Raw genomic sequence first — 17,805 nt, 5'->3', positions numbered from 1 at the left:
GATGCGGCACTGGAAGAAGAAAATCAGAAAACGTTGCGATAGACGCGGTTGAGCAGATCCTTGAGCGTGGCCACTTCCTGCGCGGAGAGCCCCGCGCAGGCGCGCTCGTGGCAGGTGGAGCCCAGTTCGAGCAGCCGGTCCTTGATGGCCCGGCCGGCCTCGGTCAAAAGGATTCTGTGGCTGCGCCGGTCTTTGGGATCGGGCTGGCGCGCGACATATCCCTTGTCTTCCAGGATTTGCAGCAACCGGGTGACGTTGGGCTTGTCCTTGTCGGCGCGACGGGCCAGTTCCACCGGCGTCTGGCCGTCGGATTCCCAAAGCAGATTCAGGATGCCCCATTGGTCCACCGTGAGGTCTTCCCCGGCCTCCTGCAGGATGGTGTTGCCGAGCAGGCGCAGCCGAAGCGCCGTGCGCACCAGAAGAAACCCGATGGACTGGCGCAGGGGGAAGGGACACAGTTCTTCTCTGGTCGGGGGTGTGGCATCCATATGCGTTTGGTTTTTACCAACATAACTACATTTGGTCAACGGGTTTTCAAAATTTTCGTGACTCCCACGCCGATAGCACGGCGCGGGGAAAAAATCGAAAATCCCGCGCCGTACCTGGATTCCCAAGCCATCTAGACCGGTGTCACAGTGACAAAGTGCTCCTGCATGGACACGCCGCCGCCGCTCTTGTCCCAGTTGGCGATGCCCTGGGGCATAAGCTCGTTGTCGGCCACGCCCCGGCCCCGGGCCCGGCTCTCCACGGGCAGGGTATGGCCGAAGCCGTGCACCATGAAGACGGTTTCAGGATGGATGCCCTCCGTCACCTTGGCCTTAAGCCGCCCGGCGTAGGAACCGTTTCGCACCTCGACCACGGCCCCGTCGGCGATGCCGCGCTTTTGCGCCTCGTCGCTGTTTATCCACAGCACGTTCTCCGGCATCTGGGCAAAAAGCAGCGGGTTGTTGACGGTATGGCCCTGGGTGTGCAGCCCCACCCGGCCGAAGCTGACCCGGAAACGCCCTTCCGGCGGGCTGGCCGGGGCAACGTAAGGAGCCAGGGACACGAGGCCGTCGGCCTCGAGCTTGGGATTTATGAATTCGATCTTGCCCGAGCCCGTCTTGAAGGTCTTTTCGTCCACCGGGCGGTAGAGCGGCCCGCCGAGCTTGACCATGCCCGTGGCCTCGAAATCGTCGATGGCGTAGCCGGTATCGGCCAGCTGGAAGGCCCAGATGTCCTTGATGGAAGCGAAATCCAGCTCCTTTATGCCCATGACCCGAGCCAGGTCGCGGTAGATCTCCCAGTCGGCCCGGGTGTCGAACCGGGGCTCGAGGGCCCGCCGGCGCACGAACAACGACGGCGACACGCCGCTTTTGGTCGCGATCATGGACTCGCGCTCCAGGTACGGCGACATGGGCAGGACCACGTCGGAAAACCAGGCCGTGTCCGACCAGGAGAAGGTCACGGAAACAAGCAGCTCCAGGTTCTTCCAGCGCCGCTTGACGTCGGCCGAATCCGGAAAGGCCATGAGCGGATCGTGGCGATGGGCGATGTAGGCCTTGATCGGATAGGGCTCGCCCGTCTCGATGGCCTCGTAGGCCAGGTTGACCAGCCCCGGCCCGGTGTCGAAATGGGTGCGGCCCTCCATCCAGCCCACGCCGTCCACGCGCTTGTCCTCGGGCTTGGGAAAAAGCCCCACCAGGGTCTTGAGCCCCTTCTTGCCCACGTGGGCCGCCTTGTTGGTGAGCGGCAGCCCGCCCTTGGCCCCGATGGCCCCGAGCAGGATGTTGATGATGTAGGCCGAGCGGCAGACGTTGAAGGAGTCGCCGTAACGGGCGGTCATCCAGCCGGGGTGCCAGATGACGGCCGGGGCGGCGGCGGCGAGCTGGGAAGCCAGGGCCTCGATGCGCTTGGCCGGGATGCCCGTTTCGGCGGCCGCGAATTCGGGGCCGTACGGCTCGACGAAGGTCTTGAGCGCCTCCAGGTCGCGCTCCTTGATCCAGGCCGAAGCGAACTCCCGGTCGTAAAGCCCCTTGGCCAAAAGCACATGGATGACGGCCAGGTTGAAGGCGTAGTCCGTGCCGGGCCGGATCATGAAAAAGTTGTCGGCCTTGGCCGCCGTGACCGTGCTGCGCACGTCGATGCAGGTGATCTTGGCCCCTGATTCCCTGGCGTCGAGCAGGTCGTTGACCTCCTTGACGTTTATGGCCTCGAAGATGTTGCGGGTCTGAAGCACCACATGCTTGCTGCTCTTGTAGTCGTAGGCCACGTCCTTGCGGCCGAAGCCGAAAAGGGACAGGGCCGCGTGCTGCACGTTTCTGGCGCAGGCCGCGTCGTGGTTGCAGTAGTTGGGGGAGCCGACCGCCTTCAAAAAGGCCCGGTGCATGTCGCGAAACGGTCCGCCGCGATCGGACAGCAGGATGGAGCGCGCGCCGTGGGCATCCTTGATGCCGGAAAGCTTCCCGGCCACGTAGGCCAAGGCCTCGTCCCAGGACACCTTGCGCCATTTGCCCTCGCCGCGCTCGCCGGCCCGGATCATCGGAAACTGGGGCCGTTCGTCGTCGGCGATAAGCGCCCCGCCGGCCGCCCCGCGGGCGCAAAGCGCCCCCTTGATGCCGGCGGCATGGGGGTTGCCTTGCAGATGCACCACGGTGTTGTCCGCGACCGTTGCCATCATCGGGCAGCGCACCGTGCACATGCCGCAGACGCTGTAGACTTGTTTTCGTTCCATGATTCGCTCCAATCCAGGCGGCGTTGCGTTTGCCGGAAATATTTGATTCTTTCACGCATTACTTGAAATTCGTGACCCGTGGCAAGAAAAAAGTGTTGTGAAATGAGGAACGTGTACTATACTGAATCACGCTATCCGCAGGCAATGTTTGTGAAGGCGGGAACTTATGCCCCAATCGTTGACAGGAGACCGAAAAAACCGTTTATACTGGGAAAAATACTGTTTTCGACGTGAGCGGTGAACGCCGCAGGAGGTTGGGCGTGACCCTGACCGAACTCCTGGCCGAAGCGGCCACGGGAATCAAAAGTCTGTTTGTGGGCCTCGGCATCACAGGCCAAGCCCTGACCAAGCCGAACGTCACGGTGCTTTACCCCATGGGCGAGGTGAAAAACCTCGACAGCTACCGGGGACATGTGGAGCTGGTCGGCAAGGAGGACGATCCGGGGAGCCCGCGCTGCGTGGCCTGCGGGGCCTGCGTGCGGGCCTGTCCATCGAACTGCCTATCGGTGGCCTGCCCGGTGGGCGACGCCGGCCCCAAGGGGCGCGAGGCCGAGGAGATGGTCGGGGAGCTCATCCCCCGCATCGAGATGATGGCCCCGGCCCCGCAAAAGGGCTGCAAGTTCCCCGGCGTTTTTACTTACGACTATTCCCTGTGCAGCCTGTGCGGCCAGTGCGTGAGAATCTGCCCCGTCGCTTCGCTGCGCTTTTCCCGCCACGCCTATTTCATCGGCACGCGGCGCGAAGACTTCCGCCTCGACCTGCTGACCCGCCTGCGAAAGCAGGCCCTCGAAGCGTCGCCCGAGCCCGCCGCCGCCAAGGAGCCCGCATGAGCAAGTACATGATCCAACTCGACAAGAAGCGCTGCATCGCCTGCCATGCCTGCGAGGTGCACTGCCAGGTCAAAAACGGCGTGCCGGCCTCGGCCAAACCGGGCAAGCTGGTGTCCGTCGGCCCGGACATGGCCAAGGGCAAGCCGCGCCTTTTGAACCTCTATATGTCGTGCTACCACTGCGAAAAGCCATGGTGCGTGCCGGCCTGCCCCACCGGGGCCATGACCCGGCGCGAGGACGACGGCGTGGTCTACGTGCGGGAAGAATTGTGCGTGGGCTGCAAGGCCTGCATCCAGGCCTGCCCCTGGCGCATTCCCCAGTGGAACGAAGCCACGGGCAAGGTGGTCAAGTGCGATTACTGCCGCGACCGCATCGACGCGGGGCTGGATCCGGCCTGCGTCACCGGCTGCACCGCCCACGCCCTGCGTTTCGTGCGCCCCGATGCGCCCGCGCCGGACGAACGCGAGGCCTACGGCAAACGCGTCCTGCTGCGGCAGATGTAGGGAAGAGAAAGAAAAACGACGGGGATCACTGGCTGCGGGGGAAGCGCTTCCGGGAAGCGTTTCCCTCGCATAACAATAGAGTCTGCGGCAGGCTTGGATTTGTCGGCTGTCCGTCGGGGTGGGCGGGACGGCCGCGCGCGGCGCATATTTGAAGAATACGCCTTCGCGCCCGCCCCGCCCACGCCGACGGACCCGGACAGGCGCTTTTCGCTCGCAAACACCGCCGTGCCCGGGAATATTCCCGTCCCAGCAACGCCGCCTCACAGAGCGACGAAATTCCACCCTTCGAAACGTTGCCCAATACCGGGATATGCGGTCAGCCTGTCCCTGTCCGCTGGCTGACGATCCCTCGCAAGGGGCAATGGAACCCCTCTTCCCATAACGGAAACGTCCTTCTCTCCGAGGAACGGAGGAAGGCTTCTCCTGACGTCCCGTTACAAGTTTTTGAAAGGGGTCCAGGGGAAAACTTTTTTTAAAAAGTTTTCCCCTGGCCGCCGGAGGCATCCTTCCCCCCTCCTCCCGCGACAAGCGGGGCGGGAGTGCCGGGAGTGTCGGGAGTGTCAGCGACGGCGGCGGTCGTATCGATCGGCGCCGGGGTCGGGGCCGGGGTGGGAACGGGAGCCAGCGTTTCGATGCCGTCGTCGGCCCGGACGACCTTTTTCCCCTTGGCCTGAACGCCTTCCAGGGTGGCCAGGGCCTGCCCCACCAGCCTGTCCGCGAAGTCGAACCGGTTGGGGTAGTGCATGGCGGCCAGAAAAGTCCGCACGGACGTCAGGTTCTCCAGGACATGGATGTATTCGTGGCGGCCGGCGATGTCTTCGGTCTCGGGGTAGGCCACGACATAGTAGGCGAGGTAGCGGCCTGCCCGGGTGACGAAAAGCGCGATGAGCTCCACCCGGCCAGGCGCCGGCGGCATGAGCCCGTCGGGCTCGTGCTCACGACGAAAGAAAGCGACCAGCCGGCCGTGGACGGTCACGGCCGCGCCATGGCGGGGCAGACGGAAGCGGCGCGGCTTGCCAAGCAGCCGCTCGCCAATATCCTTTTCACTTTTGGATCCGAAAAACGGGAGCATCGGCAAAGGCCTCCACGGGAGTGGCTACCCGGGGTCCGGGGCCGGGGCAAGCGGGGTATATCCCGAGTCCCCTGTGCGGTCAAAGGAAAACCGGCGCGAACCCGTCCAGTAACGGGACAGGTTTTCGGCACGCCATTTCCCCGAGAATACAGTCGATTGGATTCATTTCTTTTCATCTCCCCGCATCTGACATACGATGACCATCATGCGGATTGTACTTTCCGTGCGGCATACAAGCATGTCTTGCGGTACGATCCCGTATCCGACGACTAAGACCTGGAGTACTCGTCTCCTCCCACGAACAATGGGGACATCGGCGCGTTTACAACCACGATGCAAGTAAGGGAAACCCATAAGCCAACACAAAAATCTGTTCGGGAAATTGAGTTTCAGGCTGGCGTTCAGCTACGCCGTTCTCCTCATCGCCATCGAACATCTCGTCGCGGCGGAAAAGGATATCGCCTCGGCTTCGGGCTCTTATTTGTGAAATAGATCACAATCAGCCCCGCCGTTTCCCCCGGATTTTTCGCCCCGGCGTCCGTTTCATTGCGAAAAACGGAACGATTGCAGTGTCGTCTTGACAGGAAAGGGCGATACTGCTCTATATTGCAACAAAATCTTTTACGGCCCGTCACGGACGGTCGGACGGCCTTGGGCGACTGCTGCAACACGCATTTCGCGACATGCGAAGCAGGCTGGCAACGCATGACGCATCTCGCATGAAACAGTGGTTGCACGCGACAAGGCTTTCAATTGCGGCGGCAGGCATGGTGTCGCCCCGCTTCCGGCTCAAGGAGCGGCCGCGGTCACGACCCGACCGCGCGCCCACTGCGCAACGGTTCTACGGATGCCGCCAAAGCAAGGAGAACGCATCGTGAAAAACTGGAAACTGACCCTGCCCCTGGGCCTCGTCGCCCTGGTGGTCCTGACCATGTGGACCCATCCGGCCTTTGCCGACAAGCTGGCCGACGCCATCGCCTCGGCCCCCACCGGCACCGGCCCCGGCCACATCGACCCGGCCGCGCCCAAAGGCTTCCTCGGCATCCCCGGCGCGCCCCAGGTCAACCTCATCCTGGCCTTCTGCTGGGCCGTGTGGGTCGGCTGGATCTTCTCCACCGTCGGCGCCTTCGGCGGCGTCATGGCCGGCGTCGGCCACATCACGGTGTACGGCCTCGGCAACTACGCCAAGTCGTTTAAAAACACCGCGCCCTCGCTCAACAAGTTCATCACCGACTCCATCCGCGTGTCCAACCAGTGCCTGGTCGGCCTGTCGGCGCTGATCTCCTCGTTCAACTACTGGAAGATGGGCCGCCTTGTGCTGCCCCTGGCCGTGTCGCTGGGCGCCGGCTCCATCGCCGGCAGCTGGCTGTCCGTCACCCTGTCCCAGGGCAAGGTGTCCTTCTCCGCCTACCAGGGCTACTTCGGCCTGTTCGTCCTGCTGCTCGGCGTCTACCTCTTCTGGGGCACCACCGCCGCCGCCCAGGCCAGCAAGAAAAAGGCCAAGGAAGCCGCCAAGGCCTTCGAGGAAACCGTCAAGCGCCAGAAGAGCGGCGAGCAGATCGACACCAAGGCCCTCGGCGTCCATGTCACCGGCATTGCCCTCACCCGCGTGTCCTTCACCTTCTACGGCGTGGAATTCTCCTTCAACCCGCTGATCCCCTTCGTCGGCGGCATCATCATCGCCGCCGTGGCCGCCTTCCTCGGCGTTGGCGGCGGCTTCCTGCTCGTGCCCTTCCTGACCAACGTGGCCCAGCTGCCCATGTACCTGGCCGCCGGCACCTCCGCCCTGGCCGTGCTGGTCGGCATGATCACCTCCATCACCACCTTCATGTCCGGCGGCGTGGCCATTCACTGGCACCTGATCGGCATCGAACTGCTCGGCATCGTGCTCGGCTCCGTCATCGGGCCCCGCACCTCCAAGTACATTCCCGACATCTGGCTCAAGCGCCTTTTCATCATCCTCGCCCTGTATGTCGGCAGCCGCTACGTCCTGCGTGGCTTCTTCGGCATCAGCATCTAATTTAGAAGTCTTGATAGCGTGTTGCCGGGGGAGGGACCTTTTTGAAAAAAGGTCCCTCCCCCGGACCCCCTCCCCCAAAAACTTCCCCAAAGGTATCCGTCCAGAAATAGCCGCGGGGATATGCCCGAAGGCCGACAGGAATACCTTGTGTTTTTTGCAAGGATGGGCTGAAGTCACACGGCAAGCTTGCGGGGGATTGCCCCCGAACATGGCCGGCGTGACCATCCCCCACCGGCCAACCAGCCAACGCAAAACTTCATAACTTTCGGGAACCATTACCTCTCGTGTTCAACATCCTCGACGCCATACTCATCGCCCCCTACCGGCTCCTGCCCAATTCCACGGCCGCCTTCTACCTGGGCACCGCTGTCCTGGCCCTGGCCTGCCTGCTTGTGGGCCGCATCACCTTCGACCTGGTCTGGCTTTTCAACCGCAAGCACTACACCAAGGAAGAAGCCGAGATGGTGCGCATGCACAACCTGTCCGTGGCCGCCATCGAGGCCCGGGACAAGGTCGCCTACAAAGCCGCCAACAAGGAAGCCAACGAGGCCTTCGGCAAATCCTTTTTCGCCGGAGCGGCCCTTTTTTCCGTCTCCATCTGGCCCCTGCCCTTTGTCCTGGCCTGGCTGTCGATGCGCTTCACCGACATCGACATCCCGCTTTTCCCCGGCTACTTCGTGCGCTACAACGCCGTCTTCCTCGGGCTCTACCTCATTTTCCGCCTGGTCATGTGGTCGTTTTGGCGCTACCTGCCGCTTTTTGGCCGCGTGGAGCGGCTGCGCCGGGAGGTGGCCGCCAAGCGCGTGCGCCTGCGTCCCTGGACCGAACTCGGCAAGCCACAGGAAGCCCAAACCGCCGATTCGCAGCCGGACAAGTCCTAACGCCCCGGGACAAACGGAAAAACGTCCCGCCCTTCCCAGCCGGCCAAAAGTCACGTATCCTGGAGAACATCCAGGAGGTCGTACCATGCGGCGACGCGAGGCGCTTTGCGCCCTTTTTACCTTGCCCGCCGCCCTGCTGTGGGGCTGCGGCAACGGCGAGGACGCCGTGCGCGTGGACCTGTCCAAGCGCGAGGAACCCACCCTGCGCCTGCCGCCCAAGGCCATCACCTACGCCTACCTGCCCCAGTACGCCCACACCGTCTCCTACGAGCGCCACCGGCTGCTGCTCGAATACCTCGGCCGGGCCACGGGGCTCAACCTGCGCCAGATATTCCCCGATACTTTCGAGGAACACGTGCGCATGGTGGAGCGCGGCGAAATCGACATTTCCTTTTCCAACCCCTTTGCCTACATCCGCATGGCCCGCTCCGGGGCCCGGGCCTTTGCCCGCATCATCGAGCCCTCGGGCAAGCCGGATTTCAAGAGCCAGATCATCTGCCGCCGCGACAACGCGGCCCTAAAAACCCTGGAGGACTGCCGGGGCAAGCGCTGGATGGCCGTGGACCCGTCCTCGGCCGGCGGCTACCTCTACGCCCTGGGCGAGTTTTTCGAGCACGGCATCAGGCGGCGGGACTTCGCCGAGATAAGCTTCGCCCCGGGGCCTGGCGGCAAACAGGAGAAGGTGGTGCTGGCCGTTTTCGCCGGCACCTACGACGTGGGCTCCATTCGCGACGGCACTCTCGACATCCTGCGCGGCAAGATCGACATCGGCCAGATTCGCGTGCTGGCCGAGAGCAAGGACTATCCCGGCTGGGTCTACGCCGCCCGGGCCGGGTTCTCGCCGCGGATCGTGGACCGCATCGCCAAGGCCATGTTCCACCTGTCCATGGCCCGCCCCGACGATGCCGTGATCCTCACCACGGCCGGCATGCGCGGCATCATCCCGGCCACGGACGCCGACTACGGCTCCGTGCGCCAGCTGGCCGAGAAGCTGGGCCTCGACGCCCTCGAGGAGGACGCATGATCGCCTGGCCCAAGCTCTCGCGCCTGAGTTTCCGCACCAAGATCAACTGCGGCATCGTGCTCATCGTCGGACTCATCACCATTCCGCTGGCCTACCTGACCTGGCGGGCGGCGGCGGAATCGCTGAGGGCCGAGACCAGAAAGCGCGGCATGGTGCTCTCCGAGAACCTGGCCATGCGGGTCTCCGACGCCATGCTGTCCATGGACCTTTTGCGGCTCAAAAACATGGTCGACGAGCTCAAAAAGGTCGACGACATCGTCTACGCCTTCATCCTCGACCGCGACGGCAACGTGCTGGTCCACACCTTCAAGGGCGGCTTCCCGGTGGAACTGCGCACGGTCAATGCCCCGAAAAACGGCGCGCCCCACATCCAGCTCCTCGACGACGGCCGGGAATACATCGACGACTTCGCCGCCCCGGTGGTCATTGTCGGCACGCCGTTCGGCACCACCCGCATCGGGCTTTCGCGCACCAAGGCCGAGGCCGGGGCCGACAGGCTGGCGCTGATGATCGTCTTCTACTCGGCAACGGCCATGATCGCGGCCCTGGCCCCCTCGACGCTTTTCGCCCGGCGCGTGACCGAGCGCATCAACCGCCTCAAGTCCCATGCCGAGGAAGTGGTCAAGGGCAACCTGGACCAGCGGGCCGGGCCGCGCGCCCTTTTCTCCTGCTCGTCCATGCTCGCCTGCGACAAGACCGCCTGTCCGGCCTACGGCGACCGCGACCGCCGCTGCTGGCTGACCGCCTCGCCCGACCAGCGCGGCGAGGGGCCGGAATCGTGCCGGGGCTGCCCGGTCTACGCCGCCCAGAAGGGCGACGAGATCCAGGATCTGGCCGAAACCTTCGACGTCATGGCCGTTTCCTTGAAAACCCACCTCGACGAGCTGCGCCGGACCGAGCGGGTGCTCAAGCGCCAGGAGCGGCTGCTGCGCACCATCCTCGACGCCACCCCGGACCTGGTCTGCCTGCTCGACGAAAACCTCGCCTATCTGGCCGTCAACCGCGCCTTTGCCGCCTTTGTCGCCCTCGATCCCCAGGACATCGTCGGGACCACGGACCGCGACATCTTCCCGGCCGACGAAGGCATGGCCATGCACGATGAAAACGCCCTGGTGCTGGCAAGCTCGCGCCCGAGCGACAGGGAAGTGTCGCTACGCCGCAACGGAACCACGGTCTGGCTCCACGTGGTGCGCGTGCCCATCACCGATTCCCGGGGCAGGGCCATCGGCCTCCTGCGCACCGCCCGCGACGTCACCCAGCTCAAGCAGTTCCAGGAACAGCTCATCCAGTCCCAGAAGATGGAGTCGCTGGGCAAGCTCGCCGGCGGCGTGGCCCACGAGATCAACACCCCGCTTGGCGTCATCCTCGGCTACGCCCAGCTCCTTCAGGACGACGTGCCGACCGACAGCCAGATCCATGCCGATTTGCAAACCATCGAGAAACAGGCCAAGGTCTGCCGCAAAATCGTGGCCGACCTGCTCGGCTTTTCCCGACAGGCCGAAAGCGCCAAGATCGAAATGTGCTTCAACAACTCGCTCATGGAAGCCATCACCCTCGTGCGCCACGCCTTTTCCCTCGAACACGCGGCCATCGTCACGGACCTCGACGACCGCATGCCCATCATTTACGGCGACCCCGAAAAGCTCAAACAGGTCTGGATCAACCTGCTTTCCAACGCCCGGGACGCCATGGGCTGGCAGGGAGGCACGCTGCTCGTGCGTTCGCGCCTTTTCGTCGCCGACCAGAAGGTCACGGCCTGGTTCGCCGACACCGGGCCCGGCATCCCGCCCGAGAACTGCTCGCGCATTTTCGACCCGTTTTTCACCACCAAGCCCGTGGGCCAGGGAACAGGCCTCGGGCTTTCCGTCTCCTTCGGCATCATCCAGGACCACGGCGGTTCCATCAGCGTGCAAAGCCCCGTACCCCAGGGCTTTTTCGACAACGTGGACACGGGAGGCGCTCCCGGTCCGGGAGCCGTCTTCATCGTGGATCTGCCCCTCGAGCATGAAGAAACCATCGGCGGGCCGCTGCCCGCCGGCCCCATGGAGGGATAACGCCCATGGCCGCAATCATCGTTCTCGACGACGTCATCGACGCCGGCGTCGTCATCAAGCGCATTCTCGAACGCAAAGGGCATACCGTCGGCGTCTTCACCGAGGAGGAGGAGGCCCTGGCCCATGTGGCCAAGAAAAAGCCCCAGCTGGCCATCCTCGACATGAAGCTCAAGAAATTGAGCGGCGTGGAAGTCCTTGAGGAAATCAAGAAGCTCTCCCCGGAAACCCGCGTCATCATGCTGACCGGCTATCCCACCCTGGAGACCGCCCGGGAATCCGTGCGCCTGGGGGCCTGCGAATACTGCGTCAAACCCATCGACAAGGAAGAGCTGGAGCGCAAGGTCGCGGAAGCGCTCGCCGGTCTGGACGCGGGATAGGCCGGAGGGGACGTGTTTTCCAAGGAACTTTTCAGACGCTGGACCTACCAGGTCTTTGCCCCGGGCGTGCTCTTGCGGGAAAAGTACAACGCCTTCCGGGAACTTTTGCGCTTCGACGACGTCTGCCTGGAGCTGATCGCCGCCGTGGAGGACATCCACTACGGAACGACCGTGGCGGACTGGGCCAGGGTGGTGCACCTGACCAAGCGGCTGCGCGCCGCCGTGGACGAGATGGTGACCCGGCTTTCGCGCCTGTCCCCCACCCGTTATCTCGATCTGCCGGAATACGCCAAGAAGGTCGATTTTTACGTCCAGATGGCCCTGGACGTGCCGGGGGACGAGATGGCCCAGCCCTTTGTCGTGCCCCTCGCCGATGTGGCCGGCGACGCCGGACGGGCCGGGGGCAAGGCCGCCAATCTGGCCCGGGCAGCGGTCGACGCCGGAGTGCCCGTGCCGCCCGGGTTCGTGGTCACCACTGGCGCGTTCCGCTATTTCCTGGAGGCCTGCGAACTGCGCCCGAAAATCGACCGCGCCCTGCGCCGGGTGGACCTGTCCAAGCCCGACGACGTGGCCACGGCGGCGACCGAAATCCGCCGGCTGGTCCTGGCGGCCACGGTGCCGGACGAAGTGGCCGGGCCGCTGGCCGAAGCCGCCGCCGCCCTGGCCCGAAATCCGGACGGGACGACGGTTACCCTGGCCGCCCGCAGCTCGGCCGTGGCCGAGGACGGGCGCGCCTCCTTCGCCGGCCAGTACGAGAGCCTGCTCGGCGTCGACGCCGCCGACGCCGTGGCCGCCTACCGCAAGGTGGTCGCGGGCAAATACACGGCCAAGGCCATCACCTACCGGGCGCTGACCGGATTTGCCGATACGGAAACGCCCATGGCCGTGCTCTACCTGCCCATGCTGCCGGCCGTCGCCTCGGGCGTGCTCTACACGCGGGACAGCGCCGCGCCGGGCGCGCCCATGGCCGTCTACGCCGTGCCCGGCCTGGGAGGCGACCTGGTCGAAGGGGCCGTCAGCCCCGAACGGCTGGCGCTTTCCCACGAGCCGCCGCATGCCCTGCTCGAGCGCCTTTCCCCCGACACGAAAGTCCTTTCCGACGACGACGCCGCCACGCTCGCCGCACTGGGGCTGGCCCTGGAAAACGCCTTCGGCGCGCCCCAGGACGTGGAATGGGCGGCCACCGCCGACGGCGCGCTCCATGTGCTCCAGTCCCGGCCCATGGCCGTGGAGGACGAGGCCCGAAACGCCCCGGAAGAGCCCCCCCGTCGCCGGGGGCGCCCGGCCGCTCGCCGCCGGCGGCATGCGGGCCTCGGGCGGCGCGGCCGCCGGCGTGGTGGCCCATGCCCCGACGATCCTCGACATCGAGGCCATCACCCCGGGCACGGTGCTCGTCACCCCCACCCTGCCGACCACGCTGGCCCGGGCCGTGGACAGGCTCGCGGCCGTGGTCGCCGCTTCCGGCAGCCGGGCCGGGCATTTCGCTTCGGTGGCCCGGGAATTCGGCCTGCCCGTCCTGACCGGGGTGCCGGACGCCTTCGCGCTTTTGCCCCAGGGAGAGGAAGTGACCGTCGACGCCGACGCCGGGGCGGTCTATCCCGGCCGGGTGGCCGAACTCCTGGGCCGCCCGGCCCAGGCGCCCCCCACCGCCGGCTCGCCCGTGGCCGAACGGCTCGAGCGGCTGGTGCCGCTTCTGGCCCGGCTCACTCTGACCGACCCGGCCTCCCCGGATTTCACGCCGTCCAAGGTCAGGTCCTTTCACGACATCGTGCGCTTCGCCCACGAGAAGGCCGTGACCGAGATGTTTTCCCTGGTCGGCGACGACGGCCGGGGACTGGCCTCGGCCCGCAAGGTCAAAAGCGCCCTGCCCATGAGCATGTACGTGCTCGACCTCGGCGGGGGCGTGTTCGAATCCGCGGCAACGGACAAGGAGCTACGACCCGACCAGATCAAGAGCGCGCCCATGTGGGCCCTGTGGTCGGGACTGGCCGCCGAGGACGCTCCCTGGCCCGAGGGACCGCCCATCACCGACGATGCGGCCCTCGACCGCACGAGCGCCGGCCTTTTTACCGGCGAGGCCCGCCATCTGGCCAGCTACGCCGTCATCTCCGACCTCTACGCCCACGTCATGCTGCGCTTCGGCTACCACTTCACCGTGGTGGACGCCCTCTGCGGCCCCAAGGAAGCGCAAAACTTCGTCAATTTCCGCTTCAAGGGCGGCGGAGCCGATTTCGCCAGCCGGGCCCTGCGCCTGGCCTGCGTGCGCCGCATCCTGACCCACTTCGGCTTCACCGTGCGCGCCTCCGGCGACCTGCTCGACGCGACCCTTGCCCGCGTGCCCGAACATATCGCGCAAAAACGCCTGGCCATGCTCGGCTGCCTGCTCGCCGCGACCCGGCTCCTCGACATGCGCCTGTCCGACCAGGCCGACGCCGACGCCTGGGTGGAGGCGTTTTTGGCCAGAACCGACCGGTAACGCCGGAAAACGTCCGCCAGCCATGACCGCCGGGACCGACGACCACGCCTACCCCCTGACCTGGGTCACGGAACATCTGGCCGTCGGCGGCGCGCCCATGTCCAACGAGCAACTGAAGTCGCTCAAGGACCAGGGCATCGGGGCCATCCTCAACCTGTGCGCGGAATTTTGCGACCTGCACGACATCGAGGCCGCCGCCGGCTTCGAAGTCTATTACCTGCCCGTGCCCGACGAGCAAGCCCCGGACCTGCCGGCCCTGGAAAAAGCGCTGGCCTGGCTCGACGAGGCCATCTACCTCGGCAAGAAGGTGCTCATCCACTGCCGCCACGGCATCGGCCGCACCGGCACGGTCTTAAACGCCTACCTGCTGCGCCGGGGGCTCGGCCACAAGATGGCCGCCCGGGTGCTGCGGCCCCTTCGCGCCAAACCGGCCAACTTCGACCAGTGGTGGACCATCCGGCGCTACGGCCGGGCGGCCGGCCGGCTCACCATCCGCGAACCGCGCCTGGAAAGCGGCCATCTGGTCGACCTGGCCCCGTTCCTGGGCGATTACGCCGGGCTGGTCGCGGCCGCGCGCATCGCCGCCAAGGGGCTGCCCCGGTGCGGGCGCGATCACGCCCGCTGCTGCCGCACGCCGCTGTCCCTGTCCCTTGTCGAGGCGGTGCACGTCAGCCACCGCATCAACGTGGACCTCGACAGCGAAACGCGCCTGGCCGTCATCGAGGACGCGGCCGGGGCCTCCCGGGAAATCGAAAAGCTTGCCGCCCGCTACGGCGCGGGAAACACCCACTGCCTTTCGGCCTGGGCCCGCTTGTGCCCGCTGTCGCGACAGGACAAGTGCCTGATTTTCGCCAACCGTCCCCTGGCCTGCCTGACGAACGGCATCGAGGCCGAGGCGGCGACGCGGTTGTGGGAAAAGGCGCTGGAGCCGGGACTGGCCACCCTGTCGCGCCAGGTGTTCCTGGCCCTGGCCGGAGGACTCGGCGGCGAAAACCTGCCGCGCTTTCCCCTGCCCGACGTGGTGTCTGGACGCTACGTGTCGGCGGTGTTCAAGCACCTGCTCGCCCTGTCCCAAAACGGCGGCCGTTGACCCGAAGCCGCTCCCCGGGCTACAAGCTTGCCTCACGATACGCCAAGGAGGACGGGCATGGCCGAGGATTTCAGGACGCTTCTTATGGAAACGGATCGCCTGGTCGACGGGGACCGCTGGTTCGGGGACATCCAGATCGGCGGCTGGTTCTATTTTTCCGCCCAGGCCGGGCCGTTTCATGAAAGCCGTCCCCAGACCCTGCAGGGCCCCATGGGCTACGAGTCCTTCGAGCTGCGCCTGCAAGGCGTGCAGGGCGTCATCAGCTACGGACGCTGGGGAGCCTGGGAAGAGTTGCAGAACAAGCCCTGGGCCAAGCTTTTCACCACGACCAGCCCCACGGTTCTTTTCGCCCCGGACGTGCCCGTGGCCACCTGCCAGGAAATCTACGAGGACCTGCTCGCCTACGCCCGCACCCACCCGCTGCCCTGACCAGACGGGTCGTCGGGGTCCGCCGGCAAGCGGTTCCGACGGCCCTCCCCGGAAAAACGGGCTCCTCCAGGACGCCCGAAAGTTCTCTCCTTACGCCGCGTCCCCCCGCCAAGCCGGCAGGTTGGCGCCAATGACCGCATCGAACGTGCCCAGGGGCCGGCCCAGAAGCCGCGCCGTCCGGGTGTCGGGCGTGGCGCAAAGCCCCTGCCGGCAAAGCGCGTAAAACTCCAGCACCCGCTCGATCTGGGGCGCGGGAAAACCGCGCGCAGCAAGCAGTTCGCGGGCCACCGCCTCGGAAATGGCGACATAGCGGACCGTCTCGCCCAGGGCGGCGGACAGACGCCGGGCAACCTCCTCGTGGTCGAGCGCTTCGGGGCCGCTTATCGTGACCGCCCGGCCGGCAAGCTCCGGGTCGGTCAGGGCCCGGAAGATCACGGCGGCCACGTCAAAGGCGTCGACATAGGCCACCTTGGCCGCCTCCAGGGGCAAGCGCAGCGTGCGTTGGCGCGCGATTTCCGTGGACAGGGGCGGCCGCGCCAGCATCTGGGCGAAGAAATTCGGCCGTACATGCGTCCATGCCAGGCCCGAATCCTCCACAAGCCGTTCGACCAGGCGGGTCGAAAAATCCGGGCGGCGCTCGGCCCCCAAGGCCGAGAGGTCGACCACGCGCCGCACGCCGGCGGCGACCATGGCCTCGATGAAGGGCGCGGCATGGACATGGGCCTGCGTGTCGCCCGGCCGCGACAGGAGCATCACCGCCCCGACTCCGGCCAGGGCCGGGGCATGGGTGGCCGGATCGAGCAGGTCGAAGCGCGCCCAGGCTCCATCGCATTGCCGACGCGAGGCGCCAACCGCATCGTAGCCGTGCCGTGAAAGCAATTGCAAAACCCGGCCGCCGACAAGACCAGACGCTCCAAGAACAAGAATACGATCATGCATGGCGTTACGTTCCCTTTGTCCGTTGTCATTTTCCCTGGACACGCCACCGACGGCGGCAATGCGTTCCTCGGGGATTGTGGACGCTATCCGCGCTTTTTCACAACAACGCAATACATTGACTTTTCAGCACTCTTGCCGCATATTGTTATCACTGGTCGAAACGGCGGCAACACATCGGCCCGGCCCCTTGTCCAGGCATTTTCGCCGACCGCGTTGCCAACGCCCAAGCGCCGCGCTATAGCTCGGATATGCGACGGCATATATCCAATTTCTCGCGTCTCCTGTCGGCCTGCTGCATCCTGGCCGCCGTACTCGCCCTGGCCGGTTGCGCCGGGGTACGGAAACCGGCTCCGACCAGGCCGGCGACCACCCAAAAAATCCCGGCAGCGCCCAGGCCCCTCGGCCCCTGGGATGCCCGCATCTCCCCGACCAGCCAGCAGATTCCAAGCTTTTCCTCCCTGGCCCCGGCCGTGGACCGCTCCATCGCCTACGCATCCAGAAAACCCGCCTCGGCCGTGGCTGTGGACGTCCCCGGCGCAACGCTCACCTGGGGCCGCCTGCGCCAGGGGCTTGTGACCTTCCGCCGCATCCTGCCCGAACTCGACCGCGACCCGTCCGTGCTCGCCCGGTATTTCACCTGGGTCCCGTTGCCCACGCAAACCCTGGTCACGGGCTACTACGCGCCCACCATCGAGGTTTCGCGCACCGAGCACGGCCCTTACGCCTGGCCCATCTACCGCAATCCCGGCGGCAGGATGGCCAAGAAATACAACCGCGAGGCCATCGACTTTTTCGGGGCGCTTCGCGGCAAGGGGCTGGAGATCGGCTGGGCCAGGGACCCCATTGCCGTCTTTTTTCTGCACGTTCAGGGCTCGGGCCGGCTGCGCTTCGTGGAGGACGGCTCCACCAGCTATGTGCTTTACGCCGGCAGCAACGGCCGCCGCTACGTGGGCGTGGGCCGGGTCATGGTCAACGCCGGCTGCTTCACCGACGCGGAGATGAGCATGCAGGCCATCCGCCATTACCTCGAAGAACACCCGAGCCAGATCAAACAGTATCTGACGGCCAACCCGAGCTACATCTATTTCAAGCCGTCCCAGACGCCGCCGGTCGGGGCAATGGGCGTGCCCGTCACGCCCCATGCCAGCGTGGCCGTGGACCCGGGCTTCGTGCCCTACGGCGCGCTCATGGTCCTGGACGCCGACCTGCCCGGCTATCCCGGCCCGGCCTCGGAGCGGTTCACCGGGTTCGTCATGGCCCAGGATACGGGCTGCATGCGCGGCAACCATTTCGACCTCTACCTCGGTCCCGGCGACAAGGCCGCCCATCAGGCGGGGCTCATGAAAGGCACGGGACAGGCCTACATCCTCGTGCCGCGCTGAGGCGGCGCGGAGGGG

15 protein-coding genes and 1 pseudogene are annotated in these 17,805 nt (G+C 65.8%); 12 read left to right on the top strand and 4 right to left on the bottom strand.

The annotated features are described in order from the left end of the window. Nucleotides 1-23 precede the first annotated feature (23 nt). Both DESFRDRAFT_RS02465 and DESFRDRAFT_RS02460 read right to left on the bottom strand, forming a co-directional pair. The gene (locus tag DESFRDRAFT_RS02465; protein ID WP_005990777.1) at nucleotides 24-488 is read right to left on the bottom strand and encodes a MarR family winged helix-turn-helix transcriptional regulator; all 465 of its coding nucleotides are present in this window, start codon (nucleotides 486-488) and stop codon (nucleotides 24-26) included. Nucleotides 489-619: 131 nt separating this feature from the next. Continuing rightward, the gene (locus DESFRDRAFT_RS02460) at nucleotides 620-2,713 is read right to left on the bottom strand and encodes a molybdopterin-dependent oxidoreductase (protein WP_005990775.1); all 2,094 of its coding nucleotides are present in this window, start codon (nucleotides 2,711-2,713) and stop codon (nucleotides 620-622) included. 260 nt (nucleotides 2,714-2,973) lie between these two features. Between DESFRDRAFT_RS02460 and DESFRDRAFT_RS02455 the strand changes: the two genes are divergently transcribed. Together DESFRDRAFT_RS02455 and DESFRDRAFT_RS02450 are read left to right on the top strand one after the other, a co-directional pair. Next, nucleotides 2,974-3,543 carry a 4Fe-4S binding protein gene (locus DESFRDRAFT_RS02455; protein WP_005990773.1) on the top strand — a complete coding sequence of 190 codons (570 nt, stop codon included), beginning with the start codon at nucleotides 2,974-2,976 and terminating at the stop codon, nucleotides 3,541-3,543. Further along, the gene (locus tag DESFRDRAFT_RS02450) at nucleotides 3,540-4,046 is read left to right on the top strand and encodes a 4Fe-4S dicluster domain-containing protein (protein ID WP_005990772.1); all 507 of its coding nucleotides are present in this window, start codon (nucleotides 3,540-3,542) and stop codon (nucleotides 4,044-4,046) included. Before DESFRDRAFT_RS02455 ends, DESFRDRAFT_RS02450 begins: the two co-directional genes overlap by 4 nt. A gap of 472 nt (nucleotides 4,047-4,518) precedes the next feature. Here DESFRDRAFT_RS02450 and DESFRDRAFT_RS02445 read toward each other — a convergent pair whose 3' ends face one another. Beyond that, entirely contained in the window at nucleotides 4,519-5,118 is a 600-nt protein-coding gene (locus DESFRDRAFT_RS02445) for a hypothetical protein (RefSeq protein ID WP_005990771.1), read from the bottom strand. A gap of 874 nt (nucleotides 5,119-5,992) precedes the next feature. Between DESFRDRAFT_RS02445 and DESFRDRAFT_RS02440 the strand changes: the two genes are divergently transcribed. From DESFRDRAFT_RS02440 to DESFRDRAFT_RS02405, 9 genes and pseudogenes are all read left to right on the top strand, one after another. Then, nucleotides 5,993-7,138 (top strand): sulfite exporter TauE/SafE family protein, encoded by a 1,146-nt coding sequence (locus DESFRDRAFT_RS02440; RefSeq protein ID WP_005990770.1) that lies wholly within the window; start codon nucleotides 5,993-5,995, stop codon nucleotides 7,136-7,138. A 284-nt stretch (nucleotides 7,139-7,422) separates the two neighbouring features. Continuing rightward, a complete protein-coding gene (locus DESFRDRAFT_RS02435) occupies nucleotides 7,423-8,019 on the top strand; it encodes a hypothetical protein (protein WP_005990769.1) in 597 nt (198 codons plus the stop codon). A gap of 85 nt (nucleotides 8,020-8,104) precedes the next feature. After that, nucleotides 8,105-9,043, top strand: a complete 939-nt coding sequence (locus DESFRDRAFT_RS02430) for a phosphate/phosphite/phosphonate ABC transporter substrate-binding protein (protein ID WP_005990768.1) — start codon at nucleotides 8,105-8,107, stop codon at nucleotides 9,041-9,043. Continuing rightward, complete coding sequence (locus tag DESFRDRAFT_RS02425) at nucleotides 9,040-11,097, top strand: ATP-binding protein (protein ID WP_005990767.1); 2,058 nt, start codon at nucleotides 9,040-9,042, stop codon at nucleotides 11,095-11,097. The genes DESFRDRAFT_RS02430 and DESFRDRAFT_RS02425 overlap by 4 nt, the downstream gene beginning before the upstream one ends. A gap of 5 nt (nucleotides 11,098-11,102) precedes the next feature. Beyond that, a complete protein-coding gene (locus tag DESFRDRAFT_RS02420; protein WP_005990766.1) occupies nucleotides 11,103-11,474 on the top strand; it encodes a response regulator in 372 nt (123 codons plus the stop codon). Nucleotides 11,475-11,705: 231 nt separating this feature from the next. After that, nucleotides 11,706-12,671, top strand: a pseudogene (locus DESFRDRAFT_RS22820) (PEP/pyruvate-binding domain-containing protein); the annotation flags it as partial. Nucleotides 12,672-12,777: 106 nt separating this feature from the next. Continuing rightward, entirely contained in the window at nucleotides 12,778-13,950 is a 1,173-nt protein-coding gene (locus tag DESFRDRAFT_RS22815; protein WP_005990765.1) for a PEP-utilizing enzyme, read from the top strand. Nucleotides 13,951-13,972: 22 nt separating this feature from the next. Then, nucleotides 13,973-15,040, top strand: a complete 1,068-nt coding sequence (locus DESFRDRAFT_RS02410; RefSeq protein WP_005990764.1) for a protein-tyrosine phosphatase family protein — start codon at nucleotides 13,973-13,975, stop codon at nucleotides 15,038-15,040. A gap of 57 nt (nucleotides 15,041-15,097) precedes the next feature. Continuing rightward, nucleotides 15,098-15,469 carry a hypothetical protein gene (locus DESFRDRAFT_RS02405; protein WP_005990763.1) on the top strand — a complete coding sequence of 124 codons (372 nt, stop codon included), beginning with the start codon at nucleotides 15,098-15,100 and terminating at the stop codon, nucleotides 15,467-15,469. Between the two features lie 90 nt (nucleotides 15,470-15,559). Here DESFRDRAFT_RS02405 and DESFRDRAFT_RS02400 read toward each other — a convergent pair whose 3' ends face one another. Further along, nucleotides 15,560-16,408: an NmrA family NAD(P)-binding protein gene (locus DESFRDRAFT_RS02400; protein ID WP_005990762.1), complete on the bottom strand. Its 849-nt coding sequence runs from the start codon at nucleotides 16,406-16,408 to the stop codon at nucleotides 15,560-15,562. Nucleotides 16,409-16,656: 248 nt separating this feature from the next. Between DESFRDRAFT_RS02400 and DESFRDRAFT_RS02395 the strand changes: the two genes are divergently transcribed. Next, nucleotides 16,657-17,790, top strand: coding sequence for an MltA domain-containing protein (locus DESFRDRAFT_RS02395; RefSeq protein WP_005990761.1), 1,134 nt, complete (start codon nucleotides 16,657-16,659; stop codon nucleotides 17,788-17,790). The last annotated feature ends 15 nt before the right edge of the window (nucleotides 17,791-17,805 follow it).

Source organism: Solidesulfovibrio fructosivorans JJ] (genome assembly GCF_000179555.1).
GTDB classification, from domain to species: Bacteria; Desulfobacterota; Desulfovibrionia; order Desulfovibrionales; family Desulfovibrionaceae; genus Solidesulfovibrio; species Solidesulfovibrio fructosivorans.
Note: the sequence above shows the minus strand (reverse complement) of the source record. Positions and strands in the feature narration are given on the sequence as shown.